At 70.1% G+C, this 14,384-nt stretch carries 17 protein-coding genes; 9 read left to right on the forward strand and 8 right to left on the reverse strand.

The genetic code is table 11. The features are described from left to right. Position 1 precedes the first annotated feature (1 nt). Genes IH26_RS0121935 through IH26_RS0121945 form a run of 3 tightly spaced genes read left to right on the forward strand, consistent with a single transcriptional unit; the run spans position 2 to position 2,632 of the window. A complete protein-coding gene (locus IH26_RS0121935) occupies positions 2-799 on the forward strand; it encodes a hypothetical protein (protein WP_051808384.1) in 798 nt (265 codons plus the stop codon). Next, on the forward strand, positions 796-1,803 hold the full coding sequence (locus IH26_RS0121940; protein WP_245665371.1) for a sortase: 1,008 nt from the start codon (positions 796-798) through the stop codon (positions 1,801-1,803). The genes IH26_RS0121935 and IH26_RS0121940 overlap by 4 nt, the downstream gene beginning before the upstream one ends. A 13-nt stretch (positions 1,804-1,816) precedes the next feature. Then, positions 1,817-2,632, forward strand: coding sequence for a phosphate ABC transporter ATP-binding protein (locus IH26_RS0121945; RefSeq protein WP_425394393.1), 816 nt, complete (start codon positions 1,817-1,819; stop codon positions 2,630-2,632). 70 nt (positions 2,633-2,702) lie between these two features. On the opposite strand, the gene IH26_RS0121950 is transcribed toward IH26_RS0121945, so the two are convergent. From IH26_RS0121950 to IH26_RS0121960, 3 genes are all read right to left on the reverse strand, one after another. Then, the gene (locus IH26_RS0121950) at positions 2,703-4,319 is read right to left on the reverse strand and encodes a choice-of-anchor D domain-containing protein (RefSeq protein ID WP_030438106.1); all 1,617 of its coding nucleotides are present in this window, start codon (positions 4,317-4,319) and stop codon (positions 2,703-2,705) included. Positions 4,320-4,548: 229 nt separating this feature from the next. Beyond that, positions 4,549-5,004, reverse strand: a complete 456-nt coding sequence (locus IH26_RS0121955; RefSeq protein WP_245665373.1) for a GtrA family protein — start codon at positions 5,002-5,004, stop codon at positions 4,549-4,551. Between the two features lie 67 nt (positions 5,005-5,071). Next, positions 5,072-7,387, reverse strand: a complete 2,316-nt coding sequence (locus IH26_RS0121960; protein WP_157437318.1) for a hypothetical protein — start codon at positions 7,385-7,387, stop codon at positions 5,072-5,074. A 116-nt stretch (positions 7,388-7,503) separates the two neighbouring features. Between IH26_RS0121960 and IH26_RS0121965 the strand changes: the two genes are divergently transcribed. Then, on the forward strand, positions 7,504-8,226 hold the full coding sequence (locus IH26_RS0121965) for a class I SAM-dependent methyltransferase (RefSeq protein WP_030438109.1): 723 nt from the start codon (positions 7,504-7,506) through the stop codon (positions 8,224-8,226). Between the two features lie 33 nt (positions 8,227-8,259). Further along, the gene (locus IH26_RS0121970) at positions 8,260-9,024 is read left to right on the forward strand and encodes a glycosyltransferase family 2 protein (RefSeq protein ID WP_030438110.1); all 765 of its coding nucleotides are present in this window, start codon (positions 8,260-8,262) and stop codon (positions 9,022-9,024) included. Here the strand turns inward: IH26_RS0121970 and IH26_RS0121975 are convergent. The 3 genes from IH26_RS0121975 to IH26_RS0121990 all read right to left on the reverse strand — a co-directional run bounded on the left by IH26_RS0121975 (position 9,021) and on the right by IH26_RS0121990 (position 9,992). Further along, positions 9,021-9,356, reverse strand: a complete 336-nt coding sequence (locus IH26_RS0121975) for a cupin domain-containing protein (RefSeq protein ID WP_030438111.1) — start codon at positions 9,354-9,356, stop codon at positions 9,021-9,023. The genes IH26_RS0121970 and IH26_RS0121975 overlap by 4 nt on opposite strands. A gap of 23 nt (positions 9,357-9,379) precedes the next feature. Further along, positions 9,380-9,553: a hypothetical protein gene (locus tag IH26_RS62185; protein ID WP_157437319.1), complete on the reverse strand. Its 174-nt coding sequence runs from the start codon at positions 9,551-9,553 to the stop codon at positions 9,380-9,382. A gap of 175 nt (positions 9,554-9,728) precedes the next feature. Beyond that, complete coding sequence (locus IH26_RS0121990) at positions 9,729-9,992, reverse strand: DNA repair ATPase (protein ID WP_030438112.1); 264 nt, start codon at positions 9,990-9,992, stop codon at positions 9,729-9,731. Positions 9,993-10,005: 13 nt separating this feature from the next. On the opposite strand from IH26_RS0121990, the gene IH26_RS59930 reads away from it, so the two are divergent. Continuing rightward, positions 10,006-10,218, forward strand: a complete 213-nt coding sequence (locus tag IH26_RS59930) for a hypothetical protein (RefSeq protein ID WP_157437320.1) — start codon at positions 10,006-10,008, stop codon at positions 10,216-10,218. Here the strand turns inward: IH26_RS59930 and IH26_RS0121995 are convergent. Then, a complete protein-coding gene (locus IH26_RS0121995) occupies positions 10,212-10,463 on the reverse strand; it encodes a hypothetical protein (RefSeq protein WP_245665375.1) in 252 nt (83 codons plus the stop codon). The two genes, IH26_RS59930 and IH26_RS0121995, sit on opposite strands and share 7 nt — an antisense overlap. A 206-nt stretch (positions 10,464-10,669) precedes the next feature. On the opposite strand from IH26_RS0121995, the gene IH26_RS0122000 reads away from it, so the two are divergent. Continuing rightward, positions 10,670-11,731: an acyltransferase family protein gene (locus IH26_RS0122000; RefSeq protein WP_169789795.1), complete on the forward strand. Its 1,062-nt coding sequence runs from the start codon at positions 10,670-10,672 to the stop codon at positions 11,729-11,731. Here IH26_RS0122000 and IH26_RS0122005 read toward each other — a convergent pair. After that, positions 11,712-12,281: a hypothetical protein gene (locus IH26_RS0122005; protein ID WP_030438115.1), complete on the reverse strand. Its 570-nt coding sequence runs from the start codon at positions 12,279-12,281 to the stop codon at positions 11,712-11,714. The genes IH26_RS0122000 and IH26_RS0122005 overlap by 20 nt on opposite strands. A gap of 36 nt (positions 12,282-12,317) precedes the next feature. On the opposite strand from IH26_RS0122005, the gene IH26_RS0122010 reads away from it, so the two are divergent. After that, a complete protein-coding gene (locus IH26_RS0122010; protein WP_030438116.1) occupies positions 12,318-13,004 on the forward strand; it encodes a response regulator transcription factor in 687 nt (228 codons plus the stop codon). Continuing rightward, positions 13,001-14,278, forward strand: coding sequence for a sensor histidine kinase (locus IH26_RS0122015; RefSeq protein WP_034215819.1), 1,278 nt, complete (start codon positions 13,001-13,003; stop codon positions 14,276-14,278). Before IH26_RS0122010 ends, IH26_RS0122015 begins: the two co-directional genes overlap by 4 nt. The last annotated feature ends 106 nt before the right edge of the window (positions 14,279-14,384 follow it).

The following is a 14,384-nucleotide window of genomic DNA, read 5'->3' on the forward strand; positions in this document are numbered from 1 at the left end:
CGTGAAGCGATCAATCCGCACGTGGGCGGCGTCGATCGGCGTCGTCCTGATGGCCGCCGGCGGGGTGGCGCTGATGGCCGCGGCGCCGGCGCAGGCGGCGGTGGCGCCCAACCAGCTCACCTTCAACCCGGCCACCGGCACCGACCAGTCGGCGCCGACCGTGCTGACCGCCGGCCCGTGCCCGAAGGCGGCCGACGGTTACCGGGCCACGGTCACCGGCCCCGGCGTCTTCCAGCCCGGACTCCAGATCACCAACCCGCAGAGCGTCAACCTCTCCACCACCGACCCGTTCCCGGTGCAGCTCGAGAACAGCATGCTGGACGTGGCCAAGGACGCCGGCGCCACCCAGGTCGACCCGGGCTACTATCTGGTCACCGTCGAGTGCCGGACGCTCTTCCCGGGTGATGTCGTCGGCACCTTCACCGGGTGGATGCACTTCACCAGTTCCACCGCGTACGTCACCGGCGCCAACGTCTTCCCGGACAGCACCGGCGAGCCGTCGGCCGGCGCATCCAGCTCGGCGTCGGCATCCGCCTCGGCGACGCCGTCCGCCACGGCCACCACCGAGCCGACGACGGAGCCGCCGACCACCGAACCGACCACCTCGTCGACCACGACGGCGCCGACCACCCCGGCCACCACCGCGACGACCACCGCCGCGGCCACCACCGGCACCCTGCCGAAGACCGGGCCGCCGGCCGCCGGGCTGTTCGCCCTCGGTGTCGCGCTGCTCATCGCCGGCGGCTGCATCGTGCTCGGCACGATGCGGTTCGACCGGCCCCAACCGGCTCGGTGGTGAGCACCATCAGCGCCCCGGTCACCAGCGCGGCGGAGACCCCGAACCCGGCCGCGCCGGTCAGCCCGGCCCCGCCGATCGCGCCGCCCCCGCCGTCGCCGCCCGCCTCCCGCCCCGAGCCGCAGCGCCGCACCCCGCCCGCGCCCCGGCGGTCGCGCCTCTCCGGGCCGCCGCTGGCCGGGGCGGCGCTGACCATCCTGGCCGCGGTCGCCCTCGGCTTCGTCGCGCAGATGACCGTGCTCGGGTCGCTCTCGCACGCGCGGGCGCAGCAGGTCGCATACGCCGACTTCCGCGCCGAACTCGCCAAGGCCACCGCCCCGGTGAACCACTTCGACGACTCCGGCAAGGACGCGCTGCCCGCGGGCGAGGCGGTCGCGCTGCTGGTCATCCCCCGGATCGGCGTCAAGGAGGTGGTCTTCGAGGGCACCGACTCGGGCGTGCTCACCCGCGGGCCGGGCCACCGCCGCGACACGGTCTTCCCCGGCCAGCAGGGGGCCAGCGTGATCATGGGCCGCCGGGCCGCGTTCGGCGGGCCGTTCGCCCGGCTCGGCGAGCTGCAGGGTGGCGATCCGATCACCGTGATCACCGGGCAGGGCCGGCACACGTACGTGGTCATGGGTGTTCGCCGGACCGGCGAACCGCAACCACCCGCCCTCGCGGCCGGCGAAGGGCGGCTGACCCTGGTCACCGCCGACGGCCCGGCCTACGAGCCCAGCGACGTGCTGCGGGTCGACGCCAAGCTCACCTCGCCGGCCCAGGACACCCCACGGCTCGCGATCAGCTCGGCGATCCTGCCGCACAAGGACGCGGTCATGGAGATCGACGTGATGGCGCTCGTCCCGCTCGTCCTCTGGGGACAGTTGCTGGTGGCCGCGGCCCTCGCCCTGACCTGGGTGCGGCACCGCCTCGGCCCCTGGCACGCCTGGCTGATCGGCCTGCCCGTCGTCGCCCTGCTCGGCGTCCTGGTCGCCGGCCAGTGCGCCCAGCTCGTGCCCAACCTGATCTGATCGAGGAGCTACCGTGACCGAAACCCAAGTCATGCCGGCGGTGTCCGCCTATGACGCCGTGGCGCTCGACGCGCACTCGATCTCCGCCTGGTTCGGCCAGCACAAGGTCCTCGACCGGGTGTCGCTGAGCATGCCGGCCCGGATGGTGACCGCGCTGATCGGCCCGTCCGGCTGCGGCAAGTCGACCTTCCTGCGCATCCTCAACCGGATGCACGAGCTGATCCCGACCGCGTCGCTGGCCGGCGAGGTGTGGCTGGACGGGCAGGACATCTACGACCCGAGCGTCAAGGTCACCGAGGCGCGCAAGAGGATCGGGATGGTCTTCCAGAAGCCGAACCCGTTCCCGGCGATGTCGATCTACGACAACGTGCTGGCCGGTCTCAAGCTGACCGGCACCCGGGCGTCCCGCGGCGACAAGGACGGCCTGGTCGAGGAGTGTCTCACCAAGGCGGGGCTCTGGCGCGAGGTGCGGGAACGGCTGCGGCAGCCGGGCGGCGCGCTCTCCGGCGGGCAGCAGCAGCGGCTGTGCATCGCGCGCTCCCTGGCCGTACGCCCGCAGGTGTTGTTGATGGACGAACCGTGCTCGGCGCTCGACCCCACCTCGACCCGCCGGATCGAGGAGACGATCGGGGAGCTGGCCCACGAGGTGACCATCGTGATCGTCACGCACAACATGCAGCAGGCCGCGCGGGTCTCCCAGCAGTGCGCGTTCTTCCTGGCCGAGCAGGGCACGCCCGGGCACATCGTGGAGCACGGCCCGACCGACAAGATGTTCAACGAGCCGATCGACCCCCGCACCGCCGACTACGTCAACGGCCGCTTCGGGTAATTGCTCGCGCTTATGACAAAGGCTCCGGCCGGGTCAATCCCGGCCGGAGCCTTTTTGTCAAGCGATCAGATCAGCGGGTGCCGTGGATTCCGTTTACCGCCGTCCCGCTCCGGCTGGCGCCGGAGGTCGACTGGACTTTGGCCTGCGCCTGCCGCTGGCCTGCGGTGCTCGCCGCGGCCGTCGGGAAGAGGCTCTGGAAGGTACCGACGACATCCACGAGTACGTTGGTCGAGCCGCCGGCGTTGTAGATGCTGAACGCCTTGTTCGTGCCGAGCCCGACGATTGCGGCGTTCGCAACGGTCTGGCCGGCGGCGGGGTTGAGGTTGCTGACCGTGGGCTGGGCGATACCAGCCGGCCAGAGGGTCAGGTAGGTGCTGGCGGTCGGGTTGACCGCGGTGACGTTGAAGGCGAGTGCGGACGCCTGCGAGACACTGGCGGGCGCCGTCACGGTGCCCGAGACGCCCGGTCCGAACGCCGTCGGGTATCCCAGGCCGCTGCGGGTGTCGGTGATCCGCTGCGGAGTGATCGGGTGGAACCGAAGGCTGTCCGCGGCCCCGGGCGTCGCGTTGTCGTACACACCGACGATGTCGACGATGAGATGGGTCGCCGCGCCCCCCGACGTCGTGTTGATGACGCCGATCATGGGAATCCCGCTGGCGTTGCACCACGTCTCATTGCAGGGCGAGGTCGGCACGATGGCCATGTTGGGAACGTTCTTGCCGGTCGTGTAGTTGAGCGTCGACGTCGTCGGGAACGCGCTGGAGTTGCCGTTCCACGCCGACAGGTACCCGTTGCCGGTCGGGCTGACCGCGGTGATGTTCACCGCGACCGCCCGGACGTACGGGTTGAAGGCACCGAAGTCCCAGCCCAGCTGGTAGTAATCGCCGTTGCCGAGCCGGCCCGCGTTGCCGTCGGCCCGGGTGTCGATCCAGCGCTTGGGCGTCAACGGGTAGAAGTCCGCATCGGTGTTTCCGGCCGAGGGAATGACGGTGCTGTCGGCCGCGTAGAACCCGACCACGTCGGCGATCACGTGCGTGGCGCCGTACTGGTTGTAGATCCGCACCTTGCCGCCATCGCCGACGCCGATGGTCACCGAGTTGGCGCCGGTCCAGCCCTTGGCGAAGTTGATGGACGACGCGGTGGGCCGGTCCGCGCCGGTCGGGTAGACCGTCAGGAAGCTTCCCGCGGTGCTGCCGGTCACGGTGACGTTCAGGACTACCGCGGACACGCCGACGGACGGCACGCCGCCACGGCCGGTCACCTGCAGGTCGAGGGACTGCTGAGCGCCGAGCATCGCGGCGGGCGCGCCCACGCCGCTACGCGTGTCGAGCACCCGGGCCGGCGTGACCGCGTAGTACGCGCCCTTCGCGCCGACGCTTCCGGTGAGCGACAGCGGAACGGTCTTGGTGGAGGTGCCGGTGTCCGACACGGTCAGCGTCGCCGTCTGCGAGCCGACCTTCGTGGCGTTCGGCACCACTCCGATCTGACACGTCTGATTCTGCGCCAACGTCGCGCCGGAACAGGTGTCGGTCTTCTTGGTGAATGCCTGGGCGTCGGTGCCGGTGATGGTCGCCGTACCCAACGTGAGCGCCGTGGCGCTGGTCGACGTGACCGTTACCAGGCTTTCGGCTCCCGGCTCCCCCACCTTCTGGTCGCCGAACGACAACGAGCCCGGTGAGGTGGTCACTGGCAGATCATCCGCAGCGAAAGCAGGTGTGGCGGCCAAAGTGGACGCCATGACTACAGCTCCGACAATTGCGGCATGCAGACTTCGCACGCGTTACCCCCGTTTAGGTGGTCGTGGATGAGCAGACGCACGTTAGCACGATGGCGCTGAATGCGAATGGCCCGAAAAGATGGTTCGGCAGGTCGAAGTTCATCACGATCCGGCCACGCCCGGCAGCCCTGTATTCGGGTCAGCGGGAGCTTCGGTCGGACGGGTCGCTTTGCCATACATCGGGCGCCTGGTGGGTGGAGCGCATCTCCGTGAAAACCCGGGTGTGCATGGCCCAATAGCGGAAGGCGGTCGCCAGGCCCAGGCCGACGATGTTGGCGGAGATGTTGTCCGCCAGTGGACTGCGCAGCCCCAGGGCATAGTGCGAGATCGCGAGCGGCGCCAAGGAGATCCCCAGGCCGATCAGCGACACCACGACGAACTCGACGAATTCGCGGTGAACCGCGAAGCGCCGATTCTCCCGGAAGGTCCAATAGCGGTGACCGAGCCAGGCCACGACGACGCCCATCGCGGTCGAGATGGCCTTCGCGGCCAACGGCATCTCATAGAGCGGGCCGTGTCCGCCGGCGAAGCGGAGCAGGTTGAAACCGCCCACGTCGGCGACGAAGCCGACGATCCCGACCAGGCCGTACTTCATCAGGCGCAGGCTGTGCCGACGCAGCCCGTCGTACCAGCGACGGAGCGGGGCCACCCTGATTCCTCCGTTACTTCGGGAATTCGTAGACATCCACGCCTGGACTCTGGAATCGAAGTGTCGCGTACGGCTCGAGCGTCGCCGCGTACGGCCGGGTGTGATCGACGAAGATCCACCGCACGCCCCGCCGTCGCAGCTCCTGAGCGGCGTTCTCGGTGGGATCGGCGATGAAGCCGTCATTGAGTCGCAGCAGGTCCGGCTTCCAATAGTTGACGGTGATGGAGTCTCGGCCCTTGGGCCCGAGCTTCGCGGACATCGGCGTCGCGGTCCAGCCCTCCAGCAGGACCTGCCGCTCGCTGAAGGCCGCGACCGTCCAGTGGCGGCTGTCGCAGTTGACCGGCTCCATCGGCGTCGTGCAATGGCGGTTCGTCATGACCACGTCATCGACGTCGGAGTGGTCGCGGATCCACCGGGCCGCGTCGATCTGCCCGCGGCTTGCCGTCAGGAGGCCGTTGACCGACGCGGTCCGCACGGGCGTGCCCGAGATCGCCTGGGTTATCTGTGAGACCGGCGTCTGCCCGGGCGCTGGGAACATGAGGTCCCAGACCGAAATCAGCACTCCGCCGGCCAGCACGGTCAGCACCATGGCGGCGCCGGCCAGCCGCAGCCGGTTCACCCGGCCACGAGTCCACACCGCGCCGGCGGCGCCGGCGGCCACCACCACGGCCAGACCGACGGCGATCATGGACACGGCCAGGCTCCACCGACCTGGCCGCAAGGGTCCCAGGACGGCGGGTCCGAGCCAGACGAGAGCGACGCCGGCGGGGACGCTCACGATCAGTGCTCGCGTGAACCGCCGCGGACCCAGCACGCCGGCCAGGGCGGCCAGGCCCATCGCCGAGCCGATGACGAGCAGCGGAATCGCGGTACGTGCGAAATACCACTGGCTCCCCCCGGGATGGGCGAACGCCGCGGCCGCCCCGGCGCCCGCCAACCCCGCACCGATGAGCAGCCACGGCATGGGGCTGCGGCGCTCGGTGCGGGAGAAGGGCAGCACGAAAACCCCGGCGGTGCGGGCGAGGATCCCGGCGACACTGATCGCCAGGAGCAGCGCCGTCTGCACCGGCGTGTGCGGGTTGCCCAGCCATTTCGCCGCGGGTACCTGCTCGGCGGCGTCCGACAGACTGAGGTGCAGGCCCTCACCCGAGCCGTGGAAGACGACCACGAGCGTGAAGAGAAGGCAGCCGACCACCACGGCGAGGTCGCCGGCGACGGTCAGGACGCGGGAACGGTCGAAGACAAGCATCGCGACCAGGGCGAGACCGAGTCCCGCGACGACAAGCGGAAGTGTCGACCCCTTCGTACCCGACGCGCCGAGGCAGAGCACCACTAGCAGGGGCAGGCCAGCGCCCCGGGACATCGATTTGTTCCACCGAAGGGCGAGGACGCTGGCGGCGGCCACCAGCATGGGGATCGCGAGTCCGAGGCTCGGCGACAGCGGGGCGACCGGGGTGCCGCTCGCGTGTGGTTCGCCGAGCACATTGAGATCGCCACCGGCGAAGGCCAGCAGGCCCGCGAGCGGACCTGCCCAGGCGCGGCCGGTCAGCCGTACGGCTGCCGTCGCGATGGCGAACACCACCACGATCGGCATGAGGACCGCCATGAACCGGAACAGCACCTCGTCGAGCGGGACGCCGGACGCCACCGAGACCTGAGCCACCCAGGCATGGCTGAACCAGTGGTACGCGAGGGACTCGCTCTGAACCCAGGGGAAGGTCGTGGGCCCGCGGTTGGCGAGCTGAGCGGCGAGCGCCAGATGAAGGTACGCGTCGACGTCGATCGCCCGGGCGCCGCTGGCCCAGTGCAGCGGTACGCCGCGGAAGTAGGAGCGTATCTGCGGCAGCGTGACCAGGGCCACCAGGGCGACCGAGGACGCCCACCACCACGGCAGCGGACCGGTTCGCGCGGTGCGCAGCCGGTTTCGCGTCCCCGGCACGAGAACGAGGACCACCGCGACGGCGATCGGGCTGAAGGCGACCCACCGCTGTTCGGTGAGCCCGGCCACGACCTGAGCTCCGATGGCAAGGACCGAACCGATCGCGAAGCCCATCGCCAGGTCTTCGAGAAGCCAGCCGTCCCGAGGCCGCGCCACCCGCCAGGCCAGCGCTCCCGGCAGCAGCTGCGTCACGAGCACGACGAGAATCGCCACGAGTACGTGCGGCACGGGCATCCCACCCACCACCGCGCACGCCAGCAGCCCGCCAACCAGGAGCACGGCGACCGCGGCACCGAGGACCCGCGGGATCGCCGAGGACCTTGTCGGCGCAGCGGGTACCGGCGTCACGGGTGTCGGCGACGGCTCGATGTCAGCTTTGGGCTGTGCCACACACGCTCCTACCTCGGGCGGCTCGGATCCGGAGGGAGTATAGACAGCACGCGACCGATGATCTGTACCTCCGCGGACTTCAAAGAGTGCAGGTCGAGACGCTAAGGTTCTGCCCCGTGCCGCAAACCGACCCTGAGCCCTCCGACGTTCCGGTCCAAACCGGACTCGAGGGCGACAATCGTGCTGACGCCGACACCGACACCGGCGTTTATGTCAGTGGCTACTTCGAGACCAGGCTCACGCATGACGAAAACCGGGCAAAGGTGTGGAAACACCTTTGCGAGTACCTCGCGCGCTGGATAACGCCGGATGCGGAGGTCCTCGAGCTCGGAGCCGGCTGGTGCGACTTCGCCAACAACGTGCGGGCGCGGCGGGTCGTGGCGATGGATCTTGACGCGACTGTCAAGCGTGCGGCGGCGAGCCATGTGACGCCCGTAGTCGGTGACTGCACGGACCTCAGCGCCTTCGAGAACGGCAGCTTCGACCTCGTCTTCGCCTCGAACCTCCTGGAGCACCTGGACCGCGAGCACGCGTCCCGGCTTCTCGGGGAGGCCCGCCGGGTGTTGCGGCCGGGCGGCCGGCTGATTCTCCTGCAGCCCAACTTCCGGCTGAACCCGGGTCGGTACTTCGACGACTTCACCCACGTCGCGATCTTCACGGATCAGTCACTCCAGGACTATCTGGTCTCCGAGGGCTTCACCGTCGAAAAGGTGTTGCCGCGCTTCCTGCCGCTCACCATGAAGTCCCGCGGCTCCAAGCTCACTTTTCTCGTCCCGTGGTACCTGCGATCGCCCGTCAAGCCGTTCGCGGGTCAGATGCTGCTCGTCGCGGCCCGCTAGTCAGTCCATCGCATCCGACGGAGGTAAGCCCCGATGTGGAACGGCAAGTCGCTGTCGGTCGTACTCCCGACGTACAACGAGAAGGACAGCATCGCCGAGGTCGTCAACCAGTTCGCGGCCCTGGGACTCGTCGACGAGATCATCGTGGTCAACAACAATGCCGCCGAGGGTACGTCGGACGAGGTCGCCAAGACCGTGGCCCGGGAGGTCATCGAGACGCGACAGGGCTACGGTGCGGCGATCAAGCGAGGGCTGCGCGAGGCGAACACCGACCTCATCGCGATCTGTGAGCCGGATGGCACGTTCAAGCCCGCCGACCTGCACAAGCTGCTCGCCTTCCAGTCCGAGTGCGACTACGTGATCGGGTCCCGTACGGTCTCCAACTTCATCTGGGAGGGCGCCAACATGGGCTGGTTCCTCCAGTGGGGGAACTGGGCCGTCGCCAAGATGGTCGAGGTGCTGTACAACACCTCGTACCTGAGCGACGTCGGCTGCACTTTCCGGGTGATGAGCCGGGAGCAGGCGGACATGATCCTCGACAAGTCCCGGCTGGACGGGTCGGCGTACGGCCTCGAGATGTTGCTGCTGGCCGTCATCATGCGGTCCAAGCTCGTCCAGGTCCCGGTCAACTACCAGCAGCGGGTCGGAGTGTCGTCGGTCACCGGCGACCTCGGCAAGACGCTCAAGCTCGGTTTCGAGATGATCGGACTGGTGTTCCGGATGAGGTTCACCCGACGGCGGATCCGGCGGGGGTACCAGCCTGGCGAGGCCCGCCCGCGCGTGAAGGTCGGTGGCTAGGCCACGTACAGCTTGCGGATCGGGGAGGTGACCTCCCAGGTGGTCGCGGTGCCGGCGGTCAGCCTGACCAGATCGCCGGGCCCGACCGCCACCGACGAGCCGGACGCCGAGATGACCGCCGAGCCGGCCAGCACGACGAAGACCTCGTCCACCTCGACGTCCCGGACCGTGCCCACGCTCATCTCCCAGACGCCGATCTCCACCCCGGTGTCGCCGAGCGTGGTGACCAGGGTGGTGCCGAGCGTCGGCTCGCCCGACACCACGTCCCCGGGGTCGGCGGGCGCGTGCTTGACCACCACGTCGGCCAGGCGGAACACCGAAACTCCATCCATGCCCGAACGATAGCCGGAACGGATCAAGAAGACCGCAGCCGGCCGATCGCGGACGAGATGTCACCCACCCGATCGGCGAGCAGGCCGACCGCGCCGACCGCCCGGGCGACCGGGTCCTCGCCGCTGCCGCCCAGCGCTTTCGCCCGCAGGTAGGCCGCCTTCACCTCGGCCCACCGGGTCACCTGCGCGGGGGTCATCCGTCCGCGCAGCTCGGCCAGCTTCAGCAGGTTCGCCTCGGCGCCGAGGCCAGCGTCTGCGCCTCGCCGGCGTAGTGGTCGTCGAGCACCGCCTCGACCTCGTCGTCGTTCATGGCCGGCACGATCCGCTCGGCGAGCTCGGCCGCCCCGATCTGCCGCGCCAGGTTGTCCCCGATCAGCAGGCGATCGGGGTGGCGACCTCCTTGCGGATCACGTTGTAGGGGAGCAGCAGGTAGCGGCCGGTCTGGCGGGCGTGGAAGACGTAGAGCACGTCCTCGCCGTTGACCGACCGCACCACCCGCTCGTATTCGAGATCCGCGGTCTCCGCGTCGAACGTCCGGGCCACGCCGGTGGCCAGGCAGTACCCGCCGGGAAAGATGATCCCCTGGTCCTCGGGCAGTCGCCGGCACGCCTGCCCGATCCCGTCCGGCCGCCGCACGTCCCGGGTCCGCGTGTTGAAAACCAGGTACCGCCGCCGGGTCTCCTGGTGGCAGCACGACGGCCCCGGTGAAGGTGACGTCCACCCGCCGAACCTTGGAGATGATCAGCGCCTTGCCCTGCTCGACTTTGCGGAAGAGGCGGCTCAGGAAGAAGAGCCCGCCGAGAGCGACGAGGACGACGACAATCAGGATGGCACGACCGGTGGAGACAGCGTCCATCAATAGCCTTTCATGGCGATGTCGAAGGGAATGACCCAGAAGAATTCGCCCGCCGGGTCGTATTCGTAAAGCAGGGCGACGACGCCCGCGTGCAGGTCGTCCGCGCCGACCTGGCGGACCTGCACGATGGCGGAGGAGCCGTCCTCGGCGTGCACCTCGGCCTGGCCGAAGGTGCCGGTCACCCGCCCGGTGCGGATGACGCAGGTGCGGCCGACGAAGTCGGCGCGGGATTCGGCGGCGGCCGGCCGCAACAGTCCGATGAGGACATCGAGCCATTTCACCGACCGGTGACGCCCGTTTCGTCCGAGCCGAAGGCCAGGGTGACAGCTATGGTCAAGTCGATCGAAATACCATGGGCCGCCGGATCGCGCCGGGCGTTCGGAAATCTTCCCGCCGGACGCGTCATCGTCGAGTCAATGCCCGATTTCGACCTATCTGATTGCTAATGTCCTCGGCGATGGCAGGGACGACAACCGAGGTACGCCCGGTCGCGATTCGCGCGGCCGGGCCCGCGGTCCCCTTCCGTCCGGACATCGAGGGGCTGCGCGCGATCGCGATCGCCGCGGTCGTCCTCTACGACGCCGGCCTGCCCGGCCTGGGGGGCGGCTACCTCGGGATCGACGTCTTCTTCGTCATCTCCGGGTTCCTCATCACTTCCTTGCTCCTGCGCGAGATGGCCGCGACCGGTCGCCTCGCGCTCCTACGTTTCTACGGCCGCCGCGCCCGGCGCATCCTCCCGGCTTCGAGCGTCGTGCTGGTCACCGTGACCCTGGCCGGCTACCACTGGCTCGGTTCGCTCCGCGGCGACGAGATCGCCTCGGACGGCCGGTGGGCCGCGCTGTTCGCGTCCAACTTCAACTTCGCCGCTCAGGGCGTCGACTACCTGGAGTCGCCGGGCGCGCCCTCGCCGCTCCAGCACTTCTGGTCGCTCGCGGTCGAGGAGCAGTTCTATTTCGTCTGGCCGGCGCTGCTGGCCCTGCTGATCTGGCTGGGCCTGCGGCACGCCATACCGGTCGTGCTCGCGCTCGCCTTCGTCGCGTCGCTGGCCGGCTCGGCGTATTTCTCCCCGGCGTACTTCTCGCCGGCCGGCCGGGCGTGGGAGGTGGGGGCCGGCTGCCTGCTCGCGCTGGTGGCCGGCCGCCTCGATCGCATACCGGCCGGCGTGTCCGCCGCGCTGGCGGGGACGGGTCTGGCCGGCATCGTCGTGGCGGCGCTCGCCTTCGACGACGGCACGCCGTACCCCGGGCCGGCCGCGGTGCTGGCGGTGGTGGCCACCGTGCTGGTGCTGGCCGGGCGCGGGGACGCGATCCTCGGGGTGGCGCCGCTGCGCTGGCTGGGCCGCATCTCGTACTCGCTCGGTCTCTGGCACTGGCCGGTGCTGACCATCGCGGCCGAGGCCTTCGGGCCGCTCACCGGGCTCACCCGGGCCGGGCTCGTGCTGCTCAGCGTGGTGCTGGCGATTCTCACGTACGCCCTGGTGGAGGACCCGCTCCGGAGCGTTACTTCCCGACCTCGCTGACCTCGGCGAACGGCTTATCGGTGAACCAGGTCACGTGGATGATGAAGCTGTGGTTCGTCTCGTTGAAGTAGACGGCCAGGTTGTCCTTCGTGTTCTGCACCTTCTCCACGGCGAAACCGTCGGCCGGGGTGGCCGTGATCAGCGAGACCACGGAGTCGGAGGTCACCTTGATCACCGCCTGGCCGCCCGCGCACTGGAACGACCGCACATAGGTGCGCAGCCCGTCGTCCGCGGTGGTCACCGTCCAGCCGTCCTCGGTCGTGGTCGGCGGCGCGGTGGCCTTGGTCGCCGGCTTGGTCGTCGGCTTCAGCGTGGCCGCGCTGGTCCGCGGCCGGTGGCTGGTCGGTGACGCGCCCGGTTTTGTCTCGGGCGTGGTCACACTCGGCAAGGGAGCCGGGAAACTCGTCGCCGCCGCCGGGAGCTGGGCGAGGGCGGAGTCCTGCGGCTCGCTCGCCCGCAGCACCGGCAGGATGGCCGCGCTGGCCAGCACGATGCTGGTCGCGGTGGCGGCCGCCCACCCCGCGATCGGAGTCCACCGGGAAGATCCCACGTAACCATGGTCTCAGATGCCCCTATGGTGTACGCCATGGCGTTGATCCTGCTGGTCGAGGACGACCGCATCATCACGGCCGCGCTCTCCCGCGCGCTGACCGATGCGGGGCACGTCGTGCGGCCGGTCGGCCGCGCCGCGGAAGCGCTGAAGATCGTCACCGAGCAGCGGCCCGACCTGGTCATCCTCGACCTCGGGCTGCCCGACATCGACGGCACCGACGCGCTGCGGATGATGCGCTCGGTCTCCGACGTGCCGGTCATCGTGGCCACCGCGCGCCGCTCCGAGTCCGACATCATCAGCCTGCTCAGCGCCGGCGCCGACGACTACGTGACCAAGCCGTTCTCCGGCGGGCACATCCTGGCCCGGATCGCGGCGGTGCTGCGCCGGGCGCGCACCGCGCCGGAGCCGATCCAGCAGGAGATCGTCGTCGGCGAGCTGGTCATCCACCCCCGGCAGCGCCGGGCCGAGCTGCGCGGGCAGCCGCTGCAGCTGACCCGCCGCGAGTTCGACGTGCTGGCCTACCTGGCCGAGCGGGTCGGCCAGGTGATCAGCCGGCGGGAACTGATGAACGAGGTGTGGAACCAGGCCCGGATCGGCGAGGAGCAGACCATCGACGTACACATCTCGTGGTTGCGCCGGAAGCTCGGGGAGACGGCGGCGCAGCCCCGGTTCCTGCACACCGTGCGCGGCGTCGGCGTGATGATGGTCGATCCCCGATGAGATGGGCTCTGAACCGGCTCGCGCTGGCCATCACCTCGATGGTGGCGCTCGCGTTTCTCGTGCCCCTGGCGGTGGCGACCCGGCAGATCGCGCACGACCGGGCGGTCAGCGACGCCCGGCAACAGGCCACCTCGCTGGTCACCGTGCTCGGGGTGGACGCCGATCCGACGCTGCTGACCAACGCGGTGGCGAGCACGGCCGCGGGTAGTGCGGGGCGGCTCGCCGTACACCTGCCGGATGTCTCTCCGATCGGCGTCTCGCACACCGACCAGGCGCAGATCTCGCTGGCCGCGCAGGACCGCCGCTCGGTGCTGGCGCCGGCGCCCGGCGGGGTCGCCTACCTGCAGCCGACCGTGCTGACCGACGGCCGGACCGTGGTGGTCGAGGTCTACGTGCCGGACGCCGAGATGCGCCGCGGCGTGTGGACGGCCTGGTTCATCCTCGGCGGCCTGGCGATCGTGCTGGTCGCCGGCTCGACGCTGCTCGCCGACCGGCTCGGCGGCCAGCTCGTGCGGGCCACCCGGCAGCTGGCCAGCTCCACCCGCCGGCTCGGCGCCGGCGACCTGGCCACCCGGGTCGAGCCGATCGGGCCGCGCGAGCTGCGCGACGCCGCGAACGCCTTCAACACCATGGCCGACGACCTGCGCAGCCTCCTGGACAAGGAACGAGAGCTGGCCGCGGACCTTTCCCACCGCTTGCGTACGCCGTTGACCGCGCTGCGCCTGGACGCCGAGGCCATGCCACCGGGCCCGGTGGCCGACCGGATGCGACAGGCCTGCGACCTGCTCGACGAGGAGCTCGAGGCGATCATCACCGGCGCCCGGCTCGGCGTCGAGGCCCGCGGGCAGGAGCGCACCGACCTGGTCGAGGTGCTGGCCGACCGGCTGGCCTTCTGGTCGGTGCTGGCCGAAGATCAGGAACGCCCGTGGGAGGTGGTCGGCGGCGACGTGCCGGTGATGCTGCCGCTCCCGCGCAGCGAGCTGATCCTGGTCGTCGACGCGATGCTCGGTAACGTCTTCTCGCACACCCCCGAACGCACCGCCTTCCGGGTGAGCATCTCCCCGGCCGGCCTGCTGGTCGACGACGCCGGCCCCGGCATCCCCGACCCGTCCCGGGCGGTGCAGCGCGGCTTCAGCGGCGCTGGCTCCACCGGCCTGGGCCTGGACATCGTCCGCCGCGCCGCTTCCTCCGCCGCCGGCCGGCTGGTGATCGCCCGCAGTCCCCTCGGCGGCGCCCGGGTCGGCATCATGTTCGGCCCCCAACTGGTTTCATGATGCCTTTCGGATCCGTTAAGGCTCCTTTATGACGGCCCGCCCTAGGGTCAGTCGCGCTGGTGAGAGACGGAGGGCGGCCCGTCTCGGGGAACTTTCGGGCCGCCTT

This window comes from Actinoplanes subtropicus, assembly GCF_000721705.1.
Taxonomy (GTDB): Bacteria; Actinomycetota; Actinomycetes; order Mycobacteriales; family Micromonosporaceae; genus Actinoplanes; species Actinoplanes subtropicus.

Excerpts from the sequence above, each read along its gene's own strand:
- IH26_RS0121955 (WP_245665373.1), bottom strand. The coding sequence starts at position 5,004 with ATGAAGTACGGCCTGGTCGGGATCGTCGGCTTCGTCGCCGACGTGGGC.
- IH26_RS0121970 (WP_030438110.1), top strand. The coding sequence starts at position 8,260 with ATGTGGAACGGCAAGTCGCTGTCGGTCGTACTCCCGACGTACAACGAG.
- IH26_RS0121975 (WP_030438111.1), bottom strand. The coding sequence starts at position 9,356 with ATGGATGGAGTTTCGGTGTTCCGCCTGGCCGACGTGGTGGTCAAGCAC.
- IH26_RS62185 (WP_157437319.1), bottom strand. The coding sequence starts at position 9,553 with ATGACCCCCGCGCAGGTGACCCGGTGGGCCGAGGTGAAGGCGGCCTAC.
- IH26_RS0122000 (WP_169789795.1), top strand. The coding sequence starts at position 10,670 with ATGGCAGGGACGACAACCGAGGTACGCCCGGTCGCGATTCGCGCGGCC.
- IH26_RS0122010 (WP_030438116.1), top strand. The coding sequence starts at position 12,318 with ATGGCGTTGATCCTGCTGGTCGAGGACGACCGCATCATCACGGCCGCG.
- IH26_RS0122015 (WP_034215819.1), top strand. The coding sequence starts at position 13,001 with ATGAGATGGGCTCTGAACCGGCTCGCGCTGGCCATCACCTCGATGGTG.